Annotated in this window: 14 protein-coding genes; 2 read left to right on the top strand and 12 right to left on the bottom strand. The window is 43.6% G+C overall.

What is annotated here, in order from left to right; translation table 11 throughout:
- Positions 1–44 precede the first annotated feature (44 nt).
- The 7 genes from rho to gatC all read right to left on the bottom strand — a co-directional run bounded on the left by rho (position 45) and on the right by gatC (position 8,919).
- Complete coding sequence (rho, locus tag HXT26_RS05870) at positions 45–2,015, bottom strand: transcription termination factor Rho (RefSeq protein ID WP_004574201.1); 1,971 nt, start codon at positions 2,013–2,015, stop codon at positions 45–47.
- A gap of 339 nt (positions 2,016–2,354) precedes the next feature.
- Positions 2,355–3,974, bottom strand: a complete 1,620-nt coding sequence (locus HXT26_RS05875; RefSeq protein WP_032835339.1) for an NAD(P)/FAD-dependent oxidoreductase — start codon at positions 3,972–3,974, stop codon at positions 2,355–2,357.
- 91 nt (positions 3,975–4,065) lie between these two features.
- Positions 4,066–4,380 (bottom strand): DUF2469 domain-containing protein, encoded by a 315-nt coding sequence (locus tag HXT26_RS05880; protein WP_004105898.1) that lies wholly within the window; start codon positions 4,378–4,380, stop codon positions 4,066–4,068.
- Positions 4,380–5,288 carry a GNAT family N-acetyltransferase gene (locus HXT26_RS05885; protein WP_064340577.1) on the bottom strand — a complete coding sequence of 303 codons (909 nt, stop codon included), beginning with the start codon at positions 5,286–5,288 and terminating at the stop codon, positions 4,380–4,382. Before HXT26_RS05885 ends, HXT26_RS05880 begins: the two co-directional genes overlap by 1 nt.
- A 256-nt stretch (positions 5,289–5,544) precedes the next feature.
- The gene (gatB, locus tag HXT26_RS05890; RefSeq protein ID WP_064340578.1) at positions 5,545–7,044 is read right to left on the bottom strand and encodes an Asp-tRNA(Asn)/Glu-tRNA(Gln) amidotransferase subunit GatB; all 1,500 of its coding nucleotides are present in this window, start codon (positions 7,042–7,044) and stop codon (positions 5,545–5,547) included.
- Between the two features lie 33 nt (positions 7,045–7,077).
- On the bottom strand, positions 7,078–8,619 hold the full coding sequence (gatA, locus tag HXT26_RS05895; protein WP_004105890.1) for an Asp-tRNA(Asn)/Glu-tRNA(Gln) amidotransferase subunit GatA: 1,542 nt from the start codon (positions 8,617–8,619) through the stop codon (positions 7,078–7,080).
- A gap of 3 nt (positions 8,620–8,622) precedes the next feature.
- Positions 8,623–8,919 carry an Asp-tRNA(Asn)/Glu-tRNA(Gln) amidotransferase subunit GatC gene (gene gatC, locus HXT26_RS05900; RefSeq protein WP_004105888.1) on the bottom strand — a complete coding sequence of 99 codons (297 nt, stop codon included), beginning with the start codon at positions 8,917–8,919 and terminating at the stop codon, positions 8,623–8,625.
- Positions 8,920–9,419: 500 nt separating this feature from the next.
- Between gatC and vly the strand changes: the two genes are divergently transcribed.
- Both vly and HXT26_RS05910 read left to right on the top strand, forming a co-directional pair.
- The gene (gene vly, locus HXT26_RS05905) at positions 9,420–10,970 is read left to right on the top strand and encodes a cholesterol-dependent cytolysin vaginolysin (RefSeq protein WP_004574203.1); all 1,551 of its coding nucleotides are present in this window, start codon (positions 9,420–9,422) and stop codon (positions 10,968–10,970) included.
- A 138-nt stretch (positions 10,971–11,108) separates the two neighbouring features.
- On the top strand, positions 11,109–13,217 hold the full coding sequence (locus tag HXT26_RS05910; RefSeq protein ID WP_422111984.1) for an ATP-binding cassette domain-containing protein: 2,109 nt from the start codon (positions 11,109–11,111) through the stop codon (positions 13,215–13,217).
- Between the two features lie 196 nt (positions 13,218–13,413).
- On the opposite strand, the gene HXT26_RS05915 is transcribed toward HXT26_RS05910, so the two are convergent.
- From HXT26_RS05915 to rmuC, 5 genes are all read right to left on the bottom strand, one after another.
- Entirely contained in the window at positions 13,414–14,388 is a 975-nt protein-coding gene (locus HXT26_RS05915; protein ID WP_004574206.1) for an ABC transporter permease subunit, read from the bottom strand.
- Positions 14,385–15,377 (bottom strand): ABC transporter ATP-binding protein, encoded by a 993-nt coding sequence (locus HXT26_RS05920; RefSeq protein WP_004105867.1) that lies wholly within the window; start codon positions 15,375–15,377, stop codon positions 14,385–14,387. Before HXT26_RS05920 ends, HXT26_RS05915 begins: the two co-directional genes overlap by 4 nt.
- Before the next feature lie 147 nt (positions 15,378–15,524).
- Positions 15,525–16,331, bottom strand: coding sequence for a TrmH family RNA methyltransferase (locus HXT26_RS05925; RefSeq protein ID WP_116971232.1), 807 nt, complete (start codon positions 16,329–16,331; stop codon positions 15,525–15,527).
- Positions 16,332–16,388: 57 nt separating this feature from the next.
- Positions 16,389–17,318, bottom strand: coding sequence for a hypothetical protein (locus HXT26_RS05930; protein ID WP_422111985.1), 930 nt, complete (start codon positions 17,316–17,318; stop codon positions 16,389–16,391).
- A 57-nt stretch (positions 17,319–17,375) separates the two neighbouring features.
- Entirely contained in the window at positions 17,376–18,716 is a 1,341-nt protein-coding gene (rmuC, locus tag HXT26_RS05935; protein WP_004105862.1) for a DNA recombination protein RmuC, read from the bottom strand.
- Positions 18,717–18,818: the final 102 nt, after the last annotated feature.

Below are 18,818 nucleotides of genomic sequence, written 5' to 3' on the forward strand. Positions count from 1 at the left end.
GATAATCCAAAGGGCAATAATTTTAATTCCTTACGAAATAAGAACTACGCAATAGTCGTAGAAGAAGAATTATTCGTAGCAGTGCCAGTTTGTTGAGTTATAGCAGCTAAGAAATCACGGTTCGAAGCAGTTTTCTTCAATCGAGGAATCAAAGTCTGATACGCTTGCTCTGCCTCAAGACCGCCAAAGAGACGGCGCAAACGATAAATAACTGGCAAATCTGCAGCTGGAGTAATTAACTCCTCGCGACGAGTTCCAGAAGCATTAATATCTACCGCTGGGAAGAGACGCTTATCAGCCAAATCTCTACTCAAGCGCAATTCCATATTTCCAGTGCCCTTAAACTCTTCGAAGATTACTTCATCCATCTTAGAGCCAGTTTCAACCAATGCAGAAGAAATAATCGTCAAAGAGCCGCCGTCTTCAATATTTCGAGCAGCACCGAAGAACTTCTTTGGTGGGTACAACGCCTGAGCATCAACACCACCGGAAAGAATACGACCAGAAGCAGGAGCTGCAATATTGTAGGCTCTAGCCAAACGAGTCATAGAATCAAGCAAAACCACAACATCCTGGCCAAGCTCAACCAAACGCTTAGCGCGCTCAATAGCAAGCTCAGCAACAGTAGTGTGATCTGTTGCAGGACGATCGAATGTAGAAGAAATCACTTCGCCTTGCACAGTACGTTCCATGTCGGTAACTTCTTCTGGACGCTCATCTACAAGCACAACCATAAGATGCACTTCAGGATTATTTGTAGTAATTGCATTTGCAATATTCTGAAGAGTAATGGTTTTACCAGCCTTTGGTGGCGACACAATCAAACCGCGCTGGCCTTTACCAATTGGGGCAACTAAATCAATAACACGCCCCAACATGCGATTCGGAGTAGTTTCTTGCTTCAAACGCTCCTGCGGATATAACGGCGTTAACTTAGCAAATTGCGGGCGGGACTGAGCTTCTTCAACGCTCATTCCATTAATGCTATCGATTGTTTGCAAAGGAACAAACTTTTGACGCTGATTTCGACGATCGCCTTCGCGAGGAGCACGAATGGAGCCTTGAACTGCATCACCCTTGCGTAAGCCATATTTTTTAATTTGGCTCATTGAAACATAAACATCGTTAGGACCAGGCAAATAACCAGAAGTGCGCACGAATGCGTAAGATTCTAAGACATCAACAATTCCAGCTACTGGCACGAGCTCTTCCTGAGGCTCTTCACGACGAGGCTCGCGTAAATCATGCTCTTCGCGAGCATCGCGCGCATCACGTGCATCGCGATCAAGACGAACATTGCGATCGTTTCGATCTTGACGTTCTCCACGCTCAGCACGACGTTCATCACGATCTTCACGTTCTACTCGATCCATGCGTTCTGAACGATTCTGCCGATCTGAATAATCTGAACGAGACTCATCGTAATCACGTGCACGACCGCGCATACGACGCTGGAAACGATCAGCACGATTTTGTTGTTCTTCTCTATCAAAGTCACGAGAAGCTACACGCTGACGACGCGGCTCACCCTCTGCATGAGAATCTTCACCAGGCAATGTTGCCAAAATTTGATCCAACTCATGCGAGTCCATACCATCTTCTCTACGATCACGATTATCATTACGATCTTCTGAGGAACGACGACGCTGGAATGTATTATTACGATTCGCATCGCGTCGATAATTTTTATTCCCAAAATCTTCTTCGTCTCTATAGCGACGATCTGAAGTAGCATTGGGAACCAAAACTTCTAATGCTTCTAAATCACTATTGTCTTTCGATGATCCAGCATCTTCTATATCTGTACTAGTATCTGCAGTTTTATTAGGATTTACAACATCACGAGGAACACGAACACTTACACCTGCAGGCGCTTCTCCCCCATTACGAGCAGCCGTCAGTGTAGCCACCAACTCAGGCTTACGCATTGTAGATGTTCCGCGCAAACCCATCTGTTTTGCAAGATCTTTCAATTCTGAAAGCTTCATTTTTTCAAGATTCTGGCCTGTTGCCACAATTTTACCTTTCCTTAACTCACACGGAATAGAGCCCCGGCAAGTCTTTACATGGAAGATTACGGAAAAATCCGTCACGAACTCGCTGCCATTTCATAACAATTCATATGTACATAACAACGAACATTATGTATGCTACTACAGCTATACGACGCTGTACAACGCGACGCGCCATAGTATTTAGTATTTTTTATTACAATTTTTATAAAGCTTTTAAAGCGATATTAGAATAAACAAAAAGCGCCAATAATATGGGTAACACCCAGTATTATTGACGCTATATCGCTAAATTATTTGCGCTTTAAAATCAAACGCTCAAATTTATACGAGAATTAATTACTACTTCTTTTCGTGATACGACTTTTCAGTGTTAACAGACCACACGTTCTTCTTAGAAGTTTCTCCAGTTCGGATATCTTCTACAGCCTCAATAGCAGTTGCCATTGAATGATCTTGGTTATTATAACGATGCTGTCCATTGCGACCAACACAATACAAATTACCGAAGCCATCAAGATAATCAATCAATTCAGGCATCTGAGCGTATGTGTCAAAGTAAGCAGGATATGCCTTTGGCACTCGCTCACGATGAGAATCAAGAACGTCTTCCTCACCATTGATAACCTGCATACGAGTCAACTCGTCAATAGCCATCTTACGAGCATCATCATCACTCATATTCCAGAAGTCGTCGCCTTCTTCGCAGAAGTACTCAAGACCGATCCAAACAGTGTTATCAACATCCTTAACGAGATATGGGCTCCAGTTGTTGAAGATTTGCAAACGTCCGACTTTATATCCAGGATCCTGCACGTAAATCCAGCAATCAGGAACAATAGGAGGATTACCAAGCGTTGGAATAGTGGTAGTATTACGCAGACGCACGCGCTTAACAAGCAAGCCTACAGTCACAAAATCGCGATAAGGCAAACCCTTGGCAACGCGTTGCATTTCTGCTGGAACTTCAGCCTTTTCGTCACCATCTGCACCCTGCTCAAGAGCAGCTACCAAATCCTTAATTGGCATAGAAGATATAAACTGGTCGGCGTGCAATTCTGAACGCTCTCCATTTGCATCTTCAACTACAACACTGGAAATCTTTCCGTCTGCTTGCTTAATAGCAACTACCTTTGCGTCTGTGCGCACAGTAGCACCGTTTTCGCGGCAACGGCGCTCAACTGTTTCCCATAACTGACCAGGACCAAGCTTTGGATACCAGAATTCCTCAATTAATGAGGTCTCTACTTCCTTCTTCTTGCCTTTTTTCTTAGGGAAAAGCTTGGAAAAAGCATTCTTCAACACTTCCACAATGCTCAAACCCTTAACGCGCTGAGCACCCCAATCGGCAGAAATCTGGCTTGGATGCCTACCCCAAAGCTTCTCTGTATAGCCCTCAAAGAACATGGAATAAAGTTTCTTGCCGAAACGATTAATGTAGAAATTCTCAAGATTAGTTTCTGGCAATTTGTGAATCATAGACCACAAATAGCTGAAGCCAACTTTCATTGTCAAAATAAAGCCCATAGAGCGCAAGGTTGCTGCAGAAAGAGAAATTGGATAATCAAAGAAATGATGATTCCAGAAAATACGAGAAACGCGATGACGCTTCAACATCACTTCATCTTCAACTTCAGGATCAGGTCCACCTGCTTCCAAATCGTGATGACGACCAAGCTTTTTATCATCATATGAAGGCGCACCCTGGAGAGGCAGCATTTCACGCCACCATTGCATAATACGGTCATCTTTTGAGAAGAAACGATGACCGCCGATGTCCATACGATTGCCGTTATACTTCACAGTACGCGAAATACCGCCAAATTCACGCGTGGCTTCGAGCACTGTTACGTCGTAGCGGCTAGATCCACCATCCTTAACGAGTTCCCAGGCTGCCGTCAACCCTGCCGGACCGCCACCAATAATTACCACAGATTCCTTTGGGGATTGTGTATCCGTCACTTGTCCTCCATCTTAATACATCAAATTTTTACGAAAACACTTTGCGTGCTAGGTAAGCAATTTCTATATATCCTTATTGAGCATACGCGCATCACGCGATAGATTCAGGAATGTCAATGTCTGTTTTCTGTACTTCTTCAACATTTACATCTTTAAAAGTTACTATTCGGACATTTTTAACAAAACGCGAAGGGCGGTAAACATCCCATACCCAAGCGTCTGTAAGTTGAACATCAAAATAAACATCCTGACCTGCTGAACGCACATTAAAATCGACTTTATTGGCTAAATAAAATCGTCGCTCTGTTTCTACGACATAAGTAAAAAGCTTAATAACATCACGGTATTCTTTATATAACGCAAGTTCTGCATCGGTTTCATAGTTGTCGAGATCTTCGGCGCTCATTACTTACCTTCCGTATTACGTTTGCGTCCACGACCTATAATGCGCCACCAAGCTTTTTTTGATGAACTTCCTTCAGAGACGTTTGCATTGTACGGCCATGCTTCATCAAGATTATCACGATGCACAGGTATAGCCACAGAATGTTCATGCGCGCTCAAAGCTTCGATTACACCAGGATTTTCTTCAATAACGTGTAGACCAAACGCATCCAGCGAACGAATGGCATCATATTCATCTACAAGAGTGTCCATTACAACAAAATCTTGATATTTTTGATTTTGAGCATCCCATAATGCGTCGCGCGCAGTGCCGGTTTTTACAAATCCAAGAGATTGATATACAGAAAGTGAGCGAGTATTAGTTGCCGGAACTCCTACCCAAATTCTATGCAACCCTAGACCAGTCGGCTCTGATGCAAAAGCATAAGTCATAACCCTAGGCATTGCGTCGCGCGAATAGCCTCTTCCTCGATAATTTTTGCCTAAAACAACTTGAATTCGAGCACTGCGAGACCATCCGTCAATATCTATAAGGAAAATCATGCCGATAATATCGCCGGAAGCGTTATTTGAATCATCCAAAACATCAGGAACAATCGCCCACGCAATAGTGTGACGCAACTGAACATCGCCAGCAAAACGACAAGATTCAGAAGGATTTTCGCCAATAAGACTATCTTTAGTCCATTGCATAGAGCTTTCAACCCACGAATGAACCATAGAACGCTCTGAATTAGCATCCTTTCCAGTAATAACTGCAGCACCATCAAATGCGCACAAATCATCCATTCTTTGAAAATCATCGCACGTAGCTGGACGAAGGTGCGCCATCTCTCCACGAATTTGAGGAATTACTATAGATTTTGGTAACTCGCGAGAGTTAATAACACCATCATTGGTTTGTTGCATAGTCACCTACTTGTATTGTGCCTTTGAAAATTAAGCCCTTCGCATAATTCTCACATCGCATAATATATGATAATCCAGAAGACGAAAAATGCCTCGCAATGTTGATAAATAGTAAATTCTGCGCACCTGCTACACAAACAAATCTGATTTGAGTATGCAGCAAGTACGCAGCACTTACTTTTGAATATTGATTACGCTTTTACGTTTATACATTAGCGTTATCAAATATTAAATTTTTCAGCCTTTACGGCACTTTTCAGCCTTTGATTTTTGCCATCACAATCTTAGTAACAGCCTTAGCATCAGCCTGACCTTTAGTTGCACGCATAACAGCACCAATAATTGCACCCATCGGCTTCATATTTCCAGCCTTAAGCTTTTCTGCAACTTCAGGATCAGCAGCAAGAGCAGCGTCAACAGCAGCTTCCAAAGCACCGTCGTCGTTCATAACCTTAAATCCGTGCTTCTTAACAACTTCATCAGGCTTACCCTCGCCAGCCAAAACGCATGCAACAGTTTGCTTAGCGAGCTTATCGTTAAGATTGCCGTCTGCAATTAGCTTTTCAACTTCAGCCACATCTTGCGGAGTAATAGGCAATTCTTCCAAAGTCACGCCACGAGTGTTTGCTTCGCGAGCAAGCTCACCAAGCCACCACTTCTTAGCACCTGCCGCACTTGCGCCAGCCTTAACGGTTTCTTCAACCAAATCAAGAGCATCTGCGTTCAAAATATCGCGCATTTCAAGATCGCTAATACCCCATTCGCTTTGCAAACGGTTACGGCGCTCACGAGGCATTTCCGGCATTTGCGCCTTCATTCGCTCAATATGCTCTTTAGTGATGTGAAGCATAACCAAATCAGGATCTGGGAAGTAGCGATAATCGTCAGCATCCGACTTCACACGACCACCAGCAGTGGTCTGAGTTGCCTCATCCCAGTGACGAGTTTCCTGCAAAATCTCGCCGCCTTCGCTCAAAATAGCAGCCTGACGACGAATCTCATATTGCAGCGTCTTTTCAATACCGCGGAATGTGTTCACATTCTTAGTTTCTGAACGCGTACCAAATGGATCGGTTGGCTTGCGACGGAGCGAAACGTTCACGTCAGCACGCATATTGCCCTGCTCCATACGAGCGTGAGAGATGTTGAGAGCGCGAACAATATCGCGAATAGCACGCATATAAGCACCAGCAATTTCTGGAGCGCGGCTACCTGCACCTTCGATTGGCTTAGTTACAATCTCGATTAAAGGCACACCTGCACGATTGTAATCAACCAAAGAGTGATTTGCGCCTTCAATACGGCCGTCAGCGCCGCCAACGTGAGTATTCTTACCAGCATCATCCTCAATGTGAGCACGTTCAATCGGCACACGGAACACGGTGCCGTCTTCCAGCTCAACATCCAAGTAACCGTTGCCATTAGTAGGCTTATCGTACTGGGAGATCTGATAATCGCGAGGCATATCTGGGTAGAAGTAGTTCTTACGAGCGAACTGGCTCCACTCAGCAATTTCGCAATGTAAAGCCAAACCAAGCTTAATTGCATAATCAACTGCAGTCTTGTTTACAACTGGCAAAGAGCCTGGCAAACCAAGGCTTACAGGAGTTAGCTGAGTATTTGGCTCACCGCCAAAAGATACTTCTGCTGGGCAGAACAGCTTCGTACGAGTGCAAAGCTCAACGTGAGTTTCCAAACCGAATACTGGATCGAATTGCTCAACAGCATCGGCATATTTCATAAGTTTTTCAGCCATTAGATATCCTTCTTACTTAAGCTTTACTTCACTTTACTTAGCCAATGAATCGAGCCAACCAGCTTTAAGCGACTTCCAAATTGGACCGCCCCACTGCTCTTCGAGCGCTGCTTCCAACGCTGCTGCAGGCTTGTACATCTTTTCATCGTGGCATTGCGGAGCAATAATCTGAATGCCAACAGGCAAACCGTCGTCGCTTAAGCCAGCTGGGAGGCTCAAAGCAGGAACTCCAGCCATGTTTGCAGGAATTGTAGCAATATCGTTCATGTACATAGAAAGTGGATCATCCATCTTCTCGCCAAACTTAAATGCCGTTGTAGGGCTTGTTGGAGAAACAAGAACATCTACTTTCTTAAACGCTTCTTCAAAATCGCGAATAATAAGCGTACGAACTTTTTGTGCAGAGCCATACCAAGCATCGTAGTAGCCAGCGGAAAGTGCGTAAGTGCCGAGAATAATACGACGCTTTACTTCGTCGCCAAAGCCAGCTTCACGAGTTGCAGCCATCATATTTGCAGCAGTCTGAGGCTTGTCTGCTGGTGGCATGACGCGCAAACCGTAGCGCATACCGTCGTAGCGAGCCAAATTAGAGCTAACTTCTGAAGGCATAATAATGTAATAAGCAGCCAAAGAGTAAGGGAAGTGAGGGCAAGAAACTTCCGTAACCTCTGCGCCCATATCCTTAAGCAATTGCACAGCTTCATTAAAGCGTGCTTCAACGCCTGGCTGGAAGCCTTCACCGCTAAGCTCCTTAACTAAACCAACCTTCAAGCCCTTCAAATCACGGCGAGCGCCCTCACGAGCAGCTTGAGCCATTGGAGGAACAGGAGCTGGAATAGAAGTAGAATCGCGCCTATCGTTACCGCCGATAATTTCCTGCAAAAGCGCAGAATCAAGAACGGTACGAGAAACAGGTCCAATCTGGTCGAGAGAGCTTGCCATAGCGATTGCACCAAAACGGCTAACACCACCGTAAGTTGGCTTTGCGCCGACTGTACCAGTTAAAGCACCTGGCTGGCGAATAGAACCACCAGTATCTGTACCCAAAGCAATAGGAGCTTCGAATGCAGCAACAGCTGCAGCTGAACCGCCGCCGGAACCACCAGGAACACGCTCAGTATCCCAAGGATTGCAAGTAGTTTGATAAGCAGAATGTTCTGTAGAAGAACCTTGAGCAAACTCATCCAAATTAGTCTTGCCGAGAATTGGCATGCCAGCTGCTTTGAGCTTTTCAATAACAGTAGCATCGTAAGGTGGAACCCAGCCTTCGAGGATCTTCGATGCTGCAGTAGTAGGAATGCCCTTAGTGACAATCATGTCTTTAATGGCAATTGGCACACCAGCCAACTCAGGCAATCCTTCAGTCTCACCCTTAGCGTTCTTAGCATCAAAAGCATCTGCCTGCTCGAGAGCAATATCTGCAGAAACATGCAAAAATGCCTTAATTTCTGGCTCTGCAGATTCAATGACTGCCAAGTGAGCTTCAACAAGTTCACGGCTAGAAACTTCTTTAGCTTTTACAGCCTTTGCCATATCGGCAGCAGAAAGTTTTACCAAATCTTGAGTATTAGTCATGTTTTATTCCTCCCCCAAAATTCGAGGCGCTACAAACATGCCAGACTCACTTCTAGGAGCATCCGAAAGAGCTTCTTCTTGAGTCAAAGGTGTAGCAGGCTCATCTGGACGCAAATAAGCTTCCAAAGGCACTGGATTTGCAGTAGGTGGCACATCTTCGCCAGCAACTTCCTGCACTTTATTAATAGATTCTGCAATGACGTTTAATTCGCCTTGCAAGCGACTGATTTCTTCGTCGCTTAAAGCAATCTGGGACAAAACGCCCAAATGCTCAATTTCTTCGCGTGTGAATGTAGGCATAACCTCAACTATATGTGTGATACGTGACCTTCGTTAGTAGAAAAAAGCAATGTGGATAAAAGCTTTACGAGAGTTATTTGTTGATTATTTTTGTTTTATTGAGAAAGTACTACAAATTAATTTTTTAAGACTGAAGCAATTAAAAATTGCGCATGCGTAACACTAAATAATACTTGCACAAATATTTTGCATATATTTTCACAAAATTATCACGAATCAAAATACGTAAAATCCGCTCGTTTTATCTGTCAACACGCCGAAACAACAAAACTGACGTAACCAAAAAGTGTTGGTATTTCAGCATTATTTAAACTTTTGTTTGAAACTTAAAAAAATTATTTTAAACAATTATCGCATAAATAAAAAGTGTGTAATAATCATGTGATGTGAGAAGCTGAAGCTGATGCACTGAAGCATATATATGCACTGAAGCACGTATTTTGCGGCATCTCACTGAAAAATAATTTGAAATAAAATCTAATAAAAATCGAAGGATACATATGAAGAGCACAAAGTTCTACCGTAATGCAGCAATGTTGTTGCTCGCGGGCGCGACTATTATTCCACAATGCTTAGCAGTTCCAGCAATGGCAGATTCTTCCACAAAGCCTTCTGCACCAGCTGCATCTTGCGCAGCTAGCAAGGACTCGCTGAACAACTACTTGTGGGATTTGCATTACGATAAAACAAATATTCTCGCACGTCACGGCGAAACAATTAACAATAAATTCTCCAGCGACAGCTTCAACAAGAACGGCGAATTCGTTGTTGTTGAGCATCAGAAGAAGAACATCACCAATACAACGTCAAACTTGTCGGTAACTTCGGCCAACAATGATCGCGTGTATCCTGGTGCATTATTCCGCGCTGACCAGAATTTGATGGATAACATGCCAAGCTTGATTTCAGCAAATCGCGCACCATTAACTTTGAGCATTGATTTGCCAGGCTTCCACGGCGGCGAGAGTGCTGTAACTGTGCAACATCCAACCAAGAGCTCCGTTACTTCAGCAGTTAACGGTTTAGTTTCTAAATGGAATGCACAATATGCAGCAAGCCATCATGTAGCAGCTCGTATGCAGTATGATTCCGCAAGCGCACAAAGCATGAACCAGCTCAAGGCTAAGTTTGGTGCTGATTTTGCAAAGATTGGCGTACCGCTGAAGATTGATTTCGATGCGGTACACAAGGGTGAGAAGCAGACTCAAATTGTGAACTTCAAGCAAACTTACTACACAGTAAGCGTCGACGCTCCAGATAGCCCAGCAGATTTCTTTGCTCCATGCACCACGCCAGAAAGCTTGAAGAACCGTGGCGTTGACAGCAAACGTCCACCAGTTTACGTGTCAAACGTAGCTTATGGTCGCTCAATGTACGTAAAGTTCGATACCACCAGCAAGAGCACTGATTTCCAGGCTGCAGTAGAAGCAGCAATTAAGGGCGTAGAAATCAAGCCAAACACCGAATTCCATCGCATTCTCCAGAATACTTCTGTTACTGCAGTGATTCTCGGCGGCAGCGCTAACGGTGCAGCAAAGGTTATTACCGGCAATATCGATACGCTAAAGGCTTTGATTCAGGAAGGTGCAAATTTGAGCACCTCTAGCCCAGCTGTTCCAATCGCTTACACTACTTCCTTCGTAAAAGATAACGAAGTAGCAACTCTCCAGAGCAACAGCGATTATGTTGAGACTAAGGTTTCTGCTTACCGTGACGGTTATTTGACCTTGGATCATCGTGGGGCTTATGTAGCTCGCTACTACGTCTACTGGGATGAGTACGGCACTGATATCGACGGAACTCCATACGTACGTTCTCGCGCTTGGGAAGGAAACGGCAAGTATCGTACCGCTCACTTCAGCACAACGATTCAGTTCAAGGGCAATGTGCGCAATCTTCGCATTAAGTTGGAAGAAAAGACCGGCTTAGTATGGGAACCATGGCGTACAGTGTACAACCGTACTGATTTGCCGTTGGTTCGCCAGCGCACAATCAAGAACTGGGGCACAACCTTGTGGCCTCGCGTTGCTGAAACTGTAAAGAATGACTGAACTCATATTGCAATTGAGCATAAATAAATAAAACTGAAAAATTAAGGACTTTATCTTATAGCCAGTTATGAGATGAAGTCCTTAATTTTTTACACAAATAGGATTTTTTTATTACATTTTTAGCAGTAGGATTTAGTTATGTTAGAGATACAAAATATATCTAAGTACTATAAAAAACAGCAAGTACTAAATAATATTTCTTTTGTAGCAGAAGATGGTAAAGTTACAGGTTTTGTTGGACCTAACAGTTCCGGAAAATCAACTGCACTATATTGCGCATTGGGACTCATAAAAGCCAATGGAGGTGAAGCATTATTCGACGGCGTCCCATACAAAAAACTTAATTCCCCAATAGAAACAGTCGGCACAGTATTAGATTTAAAAGCTAATTATAGAAATACTAGTGCTATAAAAAAGCTCACATTCGTCGCGAAGTATTGCAAAATTCCAAAAACGCGCGTATCGGAGATTATGGATATTGCCGGAATCAGCTCTATACAAAATATGAAAATTAAAGAAATGTCAACCGGCATGCGCAAACGACTTGAGATTGCTGCAGCACTTCTCGCAGATCCTCATAATCTTATTCTCGATAATCCATTCTATGGCTTAGACGTTGAAGGAGTTAGATGGATGCGCGATATCTGCAAATACTATGCAGAACGCGGTGGTGCGGTACTTATCAGCACTAATAACATTAGTGAGCTTTCTCTTATTGCAGACGATCTTGTTATTATTGCGCATGGTAAAATTCTACAAAAAACAAGCGTGACAGATTTGCTTACTGCATATTCTCAGAACACTGTACGAGTTATTACTCCTGAGCCAGAAAAGCTATTTGACATTATGCAATCGCAGCATAGTGAATGCTCTATTATGCAAGTTGAGCACAAAAACGAAGACGTGCAGGAAGGCGCAGCTTTCGTTATAAATAATGCAAATATTGCAGATTTGGCGCAATTCTTTAACGATAAACAATTACTTACATATCAGTTGAGTAAAGAATGCGTTTCACTCGAAGATGCGTATATGGCGGCAATAGGAGACAACGCAGCATATGTGTCCAAACCTCCATATGTTTATAACAATGTACAAAAATACCAAAATTCTACAGAAGCATATGCTCAGGAACACATCCCTAATAATGTCAACAATGAAACGACTCAGCTAAATTCAATACAACAATTAACGCAAGATGCGGCAGTAGATACTCAATTGTTAAATGAGCCTGAGCCACAATTGACTCCTGAACCTCAACTAACAACAGAGAATACAACTGTGGAGGCAGAAGTAGAGACAGCAGTAAAGGAAGAAGTAAAGACAGCGGTAAAGGAAGAAGTAAAGCCTCAGCTGGCGGAAGAACCTCAAGCAGTTGCAGAACCTAAGGCAGTTGAACCTCAGGCAACAATTGCGGTTGAAACGCATGTGACTACTGAGCCTGAAGCACAGGTATTTCCTGAGCTTGATACGCAGCAAATGACAGAGCATGAAACAAAGGTAGCGCCTGAGCCTGCTGTGCAAGTAACACCTGAGCCACAACCTGAACCTGAACCTGAACCTGAACCACAAGCCAAGCCTGAGCCTCAAGCCAAGCCTGAGACTGAACCACAACCTGCACCTGTGCTACACGCCAACGTAATAGAGGAAGCCTCTCAAACTGACTTGCCAGCTCAAAAGGCACAACCTATTCAACCGCAGCAGGAGACTCCACAATACTTACAAAATCAGTATGCTCAGCAGCCGTACGCACAGCAACCGTATGCTCAACAGCAATATGAGCAACAACCGTACGCTCAACAGCCACAACAAATACAATACGATCAGCAGTACGCTCAACAGCAGTACGCTCAACAACAGTACGCTCAACAACCGTACGCACAGCAGCCGTACGCACAACAATCATACGCGCAACAAAATCAGTATGCGCAACAACAATATGAGCAACCGCAACAAATCCAATACGGTCAGCCGTATGCACAACAGCCGTACGGACAACAGCCGTACGCGCAGCCACAATATTACAATCCGCAATACAGTCAGCAACCATACTATGAGCAGCAGTATGCGCAACAAGATCAGTATCCTGAACCACAGCATTGTGAACAGCAGTATGCGCAACCTCAGTATGCTAAGCCTACTACCGAGCTACCATTGCCTGATACTTCATATATTGGGCCAGAGTATGCTCATCCTCAATTTGCTAAAAAGAAACAAAACGATCAGGATTCTCAAGAAAATGCACAATGAGCTTAGTGCCAGAATTAGTGCCATCTATTATTGCTATGGTTGCTCGGGGCGTTATGCTATTTGCAGTGGGCGCTTTACTTCTAGCAAAAAGAATTAAAACTAGTATCGGCAAAAGTTGCAATAAATAAACCCCGCTCGTTTGCTCAGTAATGATTGCAATCGAACGGGGCTTATTTTTTATTTATACTTACTATGTTTAAATATCGCGATGCTTTTCAATAACGTAGCCAATTGCGTACATGACTACAGCCCAAGCGAGAACCACTAAACCGGACTGCCACCATTCGAAAGCAGTTGCGTCTGGCGGAAGTTGTTCGCCCGTTCCTAAGAATCGGCTCACAGCCTTGGCTGGCAAAAGCTGCATAAGTATTGAAGTCCACTTCGCGAAATTGCTCGTAATCATAATAATGCTAACAAAAGTAGGCAAAATCATCACGGCTCCAATAACGCACATAATTCCGCCAGCAGTTGACTTGCAAATCATGCCGAAACCGTACGCCATTGCTGCCACAACAACCATAATTACAGGTGAGCCAAGGAACAGAGTAAGAGGTAATTGCCATGTTCTACTTCCAGACAAGCCTGAGATATTCTCACCCATAAATGCTAATTCTGCAGCAACTAACGAAACTGCCATTGCAATAAGTTGCACAACAAAAACGTAGATTGTGATTGCAACAAACTTAGCAGTAAAGAACATACCCCTGCGTGGTACAGACGTAAGCGAAGCTTGAATTGAAGTTGTGGAATGCTCAGCTGTTATAGCAAGCACTGCAAAAATCGCAATAATAATCAAAGATATAGAGGCAAAACTAATAACTAAGTTGAAAATACCTTCTTGAGAAGAAATGAGGCTGCTTTTATCGCTCGGCCCCATGGTGACTACACCGCTTGATTTGCCAGCAGACGCACCATGTTTAGTAAAGTCAACTTTAGATATTGTTTTTTGCACAATCGCAATAATAAAGCTGAAAATTACAGGCAAAACAATGGCCAATGCCATACACCACCAGGTTGATGCAAGTCCACGCAACTTAACCATCTCAGATTTAAGCGAGTGCATAAATGTAAGACGTAGATGCTGAGCGTTCATGCTTCTGCCGGTTTTGTAAGAGTTGCTTGTTTCTTGATTAACAGATTGATCAACAGATTGATTAATTTGCTCACTCATTTTGCATTTCCTCCATCCGCATATTGCGTTCCAGTCGCAGCAGTAGCATTTGGCAATGCTTTTGTTACGTACTGCTCTTGGCCGTGCGTAAGAGCCAAATATGCTTCCTCAAGCGATGCATGCTCTTGATTTAGCTGGTAAACCATAATTTGATTATCTGCAATTTCGCGAGCAAGTTGATTAAGCTCACAACCTGTTACCTTAAAAAGTTCGCCCTCTTGAACATCTTGAGGTGTGCGATTATCAGACAAAATCTTACATTCCGGATGATTCTGAGTGAGCACAGACTTTAGTTTTTCGCCTTCAGGTGTCACTAAACGTATAGCATGCTGAGAATGTGCATTAACAAAATCTTGTACTGTTGTGCGCGCCAAAATTTCTCCGTGCGCAATAATCACAAGATTATCTGCAGTAAGCGCGACTTCGCTCATTAAGTGAGAACTAAGTAGTATTGCACGACCTTGGCTTGCATAATACTTGCATAATTCGCGAACCCACTTAACACCTTCCGGATCCAAACCATTAACCGGTTCGTCAAGTATGAGATTATGTGGATCTGCTAAAAGAGCCGCAGCAATGGAAAGACGCTGACCCATGCCAAGCGAGAATGAACCTGCCTTGCGATTTTTTACGCTAGTTAAACCAGTAATATCAATGACTTCATCGACACGTTTCTTTGATATTCCGTGAGTTAAAGCCAATGAATACAGGTGATTGTAAGCCGTTCGACCTCTGTGAGCAGACTTTGCATCAAGAACTGCGCCAACTTCCGTCATTGGGGATGCAATTTTTGCGTAAGGTTTGCCGTCAATAAGAGAAGTGCCACTATTTGCATGAATAAGATTTAACGCGCAACGCATGGTTGTAGATTTACCAGCGCCATTAGGTCCTAAAAAGCCCGTGACTTTACCGTCTTCGGCGACGAAAGAAACATCGTTAAGCGCTGTCTTTGCACCAAAACGCTTTGTAATATGTTGAAATTCTAACATAAATTAACAATATCACAAATAAAAAAAAAATAAACATCAAATGTAAGCGTTTATGAGTACAAGCTACTGCGTTTTAACTAATATTGCTGATGAGATTCTGCTGACAAAATTCTGCTACCGAAATTCTAATTAATATTTTATTAAGATTCAGCAATTTGGTGCTGCATGTTGCGCAATCCATGCGTGCATGGAAACAGCCGCAGCTGCTCCTGCGTTTAGCGAGCGAACAGAGCCAAATTGCGAAATATAAACAACGTCATCCGCCATTTCTAACGCTTTTTTAGAAAGACCCGGACCTTCTGCACCAAAAAGCATAAGGCAACGTTTAGGAAACTTGTAGTTTTCCATAGCAACAGCACCTGGAATAATATCGAGCGCTATAACGCGCGCGTTTTTAGCGTCGTGTTCCTTTATATTTGCGATTTTTTCAGCTTCTTTGTTGCCTTCTGCTTGTGCTTTAAGCAAAAGTTGATGCGCTTCTTCTGCTTCTCGTACTATATTTTCGCGCCAATTAGTTACTAGAGTTTCAATAGTTGGGCAGCACTCAACGTATTGGTAAAGCTCAGTCATTAACGAGCCTTTACGATTCCATTTATGAGGCCCTACAATATACACTTTTTTCGCTGTAAACGCATTTGCAGTGCGAACCATAGAGCCTATGTTGAAATCGTGAGTCCAATTTTCTACAGCTACTTCAAACTCGTGGCGTCCTTTAGAATCGAGATCCGCTTTTATAGCTTCTACTTTCCAGTATCGGTAGCGGTCTAGGACGTTGCGCTGGTCACCTTCGTCTAGTAATTCAGCGCTAAACCGCGCATCGTAATTTGGCGATTCTGGATTATCTGGACGAGGCTCACCTGGATGCTCTTCTTCCCACGGGCCAACTCCTATAGGTCGAAATTCTGGTTCATCGGAAGCTTTTGCAGCCAAAGTAATTGGATTCGGTTCGTGCATGTGTGAGTTTTGCTCCGTTTAATACTTTTGCTTAGTATTGGCAGCTAGTAATTACAACTAGTCTTGGCAGCCGTCAGTTGCGCAATCGCCTGTGCAACCTGACTTGCAATGACCGCCACAGCAATCGTCTTCGCAGCAAGGCTCAGTGCAACCGTCATGAGCGCAATCTCCCGTGCACTCTACTTTGCAATGGCCACCGCAGCAGTTATCTTCACAGCAAGGCTCAGTGCAACCGTCATGAGCGCAATCACCCGTGCACTCTACTTTGCAATGGCCACCGCAGCAGTTATCTTCACAGCAAGGCTCAGTGCAACCATCGTTAGCACAATCTCCCGTGCATTTAACCTCACAATGGCCGCCACAGCAATTGTCGTTGCAGCAATCTTCGTGATCTGCATCTGCACGTAATTCTTCTTCACCGAAAGCTTGAACAAATGCCATTTTAGTACTCTCCTCACTTATTGGATTTACTAATTGAAGATGCCTCATGCCTTGTTCGTCGGCGTCAACACCACCAATTAATGCAACTATAGCAAGAATTTGCGCGCCTTGCTGATGAACAATGCCAAAATCAAGACTTAATTCATTGCCGTGTCGTAAAGTAACAAGCGAAGAAGTTTGAACATACGATTTTTCAGAAAGCCAAGAGTCAAGCAACAGCACTCGCTTGCCTTTAACTGACGGGCCTTTTGTTGCAGGAAAAACAAAATCCATAACAAAGCCGTCGAGTGCAATTCCTTTACGTTCTGCAGCATGAATAAGCGCAAAAACCATCGGCACCGCAGCAGCAGTTAACGCGCCAACAGCGTCAACATCGCGTTCTAACGAATACCCAGCTTTCTCAATTGCGTCAAAAAGAACATCTCCAACCAGCTTAGAGCCACGCTGAGCAAATGTAACAGAAAACAGTTCACTAAATGGTTTCGCAATCATATCTGCACAAAGCATGCGTTTAAGCTCAGCGCGTTCCTCTTGTAATTCTGCCATTTTTGCACTCCTTAGCGTTAGAGTTCTTCAATTTTTGATGCTTTAATGTTTTTATGTTTAACGATCTTCTACTGATACTTCCGGAGCGCTCAGCTCTTTAACATCAGCTTTATCGGAATCTATAAGATCTATTGAAGCAATAACCTTACTTTGATCTAACTTCTGAAGTTTACGCGCTGTTACCAACACTCTAGACTCAAGTGAGGAAGCAAACTTATTGTAAGCTGCAACTGTTCTTGCCAAAGATACGCCAAGTTTTGAAGCATTTTCTCCAAGAACCGCAAAGCGATCGTACAATTCTCTAGATAAATCGAAAAGTTCTTTTGCATCATCTGTAAGACTTTGCTGCTGCCATGCGTACGCAACAGACTTAAGCACGGCCCACAAAGTAACTGGTGAAGTGAGTGCTACTTTTTGTGCAAAAGCATCATCCATAAGCGTTGGATCCGCTTCAAGAGCCGCCTGAAGCAATGCTTCGTTTGGAATAAATGCAACTACAAAGTCTGGTGCTGTTTCAAAAGCCTGCCAATACGCTTTAGCTCCTAATACTCTAACATGCTCTCGCAAAGCCTTAGCATGCGCTTTTAGAAGCTCGCTCCTTCTAGCTAATTCTTCGTCACTTGCATTATCTGGTATTTCGCAAGCGCGCTGATAATCCGCATACGGAACTTTTGCATCAACTGGAATTGTTTTGCCTCCTGGCAGATGCACAACCATATCTGGCCTCTGCTGCTCGCCATTTACTCCCGTTACAACAACCTGCGTATCAAAATCAACATGCTCAAGCAAACCTGCAGATTCCACAATATTCTTTAGTTGAGCCTCACCCCAAGCTCCGCGAACCTTATTATTTCGCAATGCTGCAGAAAGCGAACTTGTTTCGCGATCAAGCCTTGTTTGCTGCTCACTTAAGCCTTTAAGCTGAGTGCTCAGCACACCCATTTCTTGCTTACGCCCTTCTTCAATCTGCGAAACTTTATTCTTCAATGCTTCGAGATTGTCTTTTACTGGAGCAAGCGCTTCCAAAACTTTACCTTGCTCTTTCAAAGTTTTTTCACGATTTAATCGTTCGCGTTCTTCTCGCTCTGCGCGCAATTGTTCTTCGCGATTCACTCGCAATTGCTCTGCCTGCTGCGCTTTAGCAAGTTCTGCTTCAACAAACTTTAATCGCTCAGCAAGCTGCTCTGCTTGCGTGCGATACCGTATAGCCTGATTGCCATTTTCTTGAGCTTGAGCGCGCGCTTGTTCATACTGCGAGCGCAATTCGTTAAATTCGCGCTGGTTTACACCATTAGCGCCTTGCGTTCCAGAGTTGTGCTTAACAATAGCCAGCACAACAATGGCGGTTATTACAACAGCAACCACCATTAAAACAAACATCACAATATTATCGAACATACGTTCTATTAAACACTATTGAGTTGACTTTTGAAATATAATTAAACACGTGCATTACCTAATACAAAATAGCGTGCTGTCTACTGGAAAATAATCCAATAA

Origin of the sequence: Gardnerella sp. DNF00497B, assembly GCF_049262725.1 — a bacterium.
GTDB classification, from domain to species: domain Bacteria; phylum Actinomycetota; class Actinomycetes; order Actinomycetales; family Bifidobacteriaceae; genus Bifidobacterium; species Bifidobacterium leopoldii.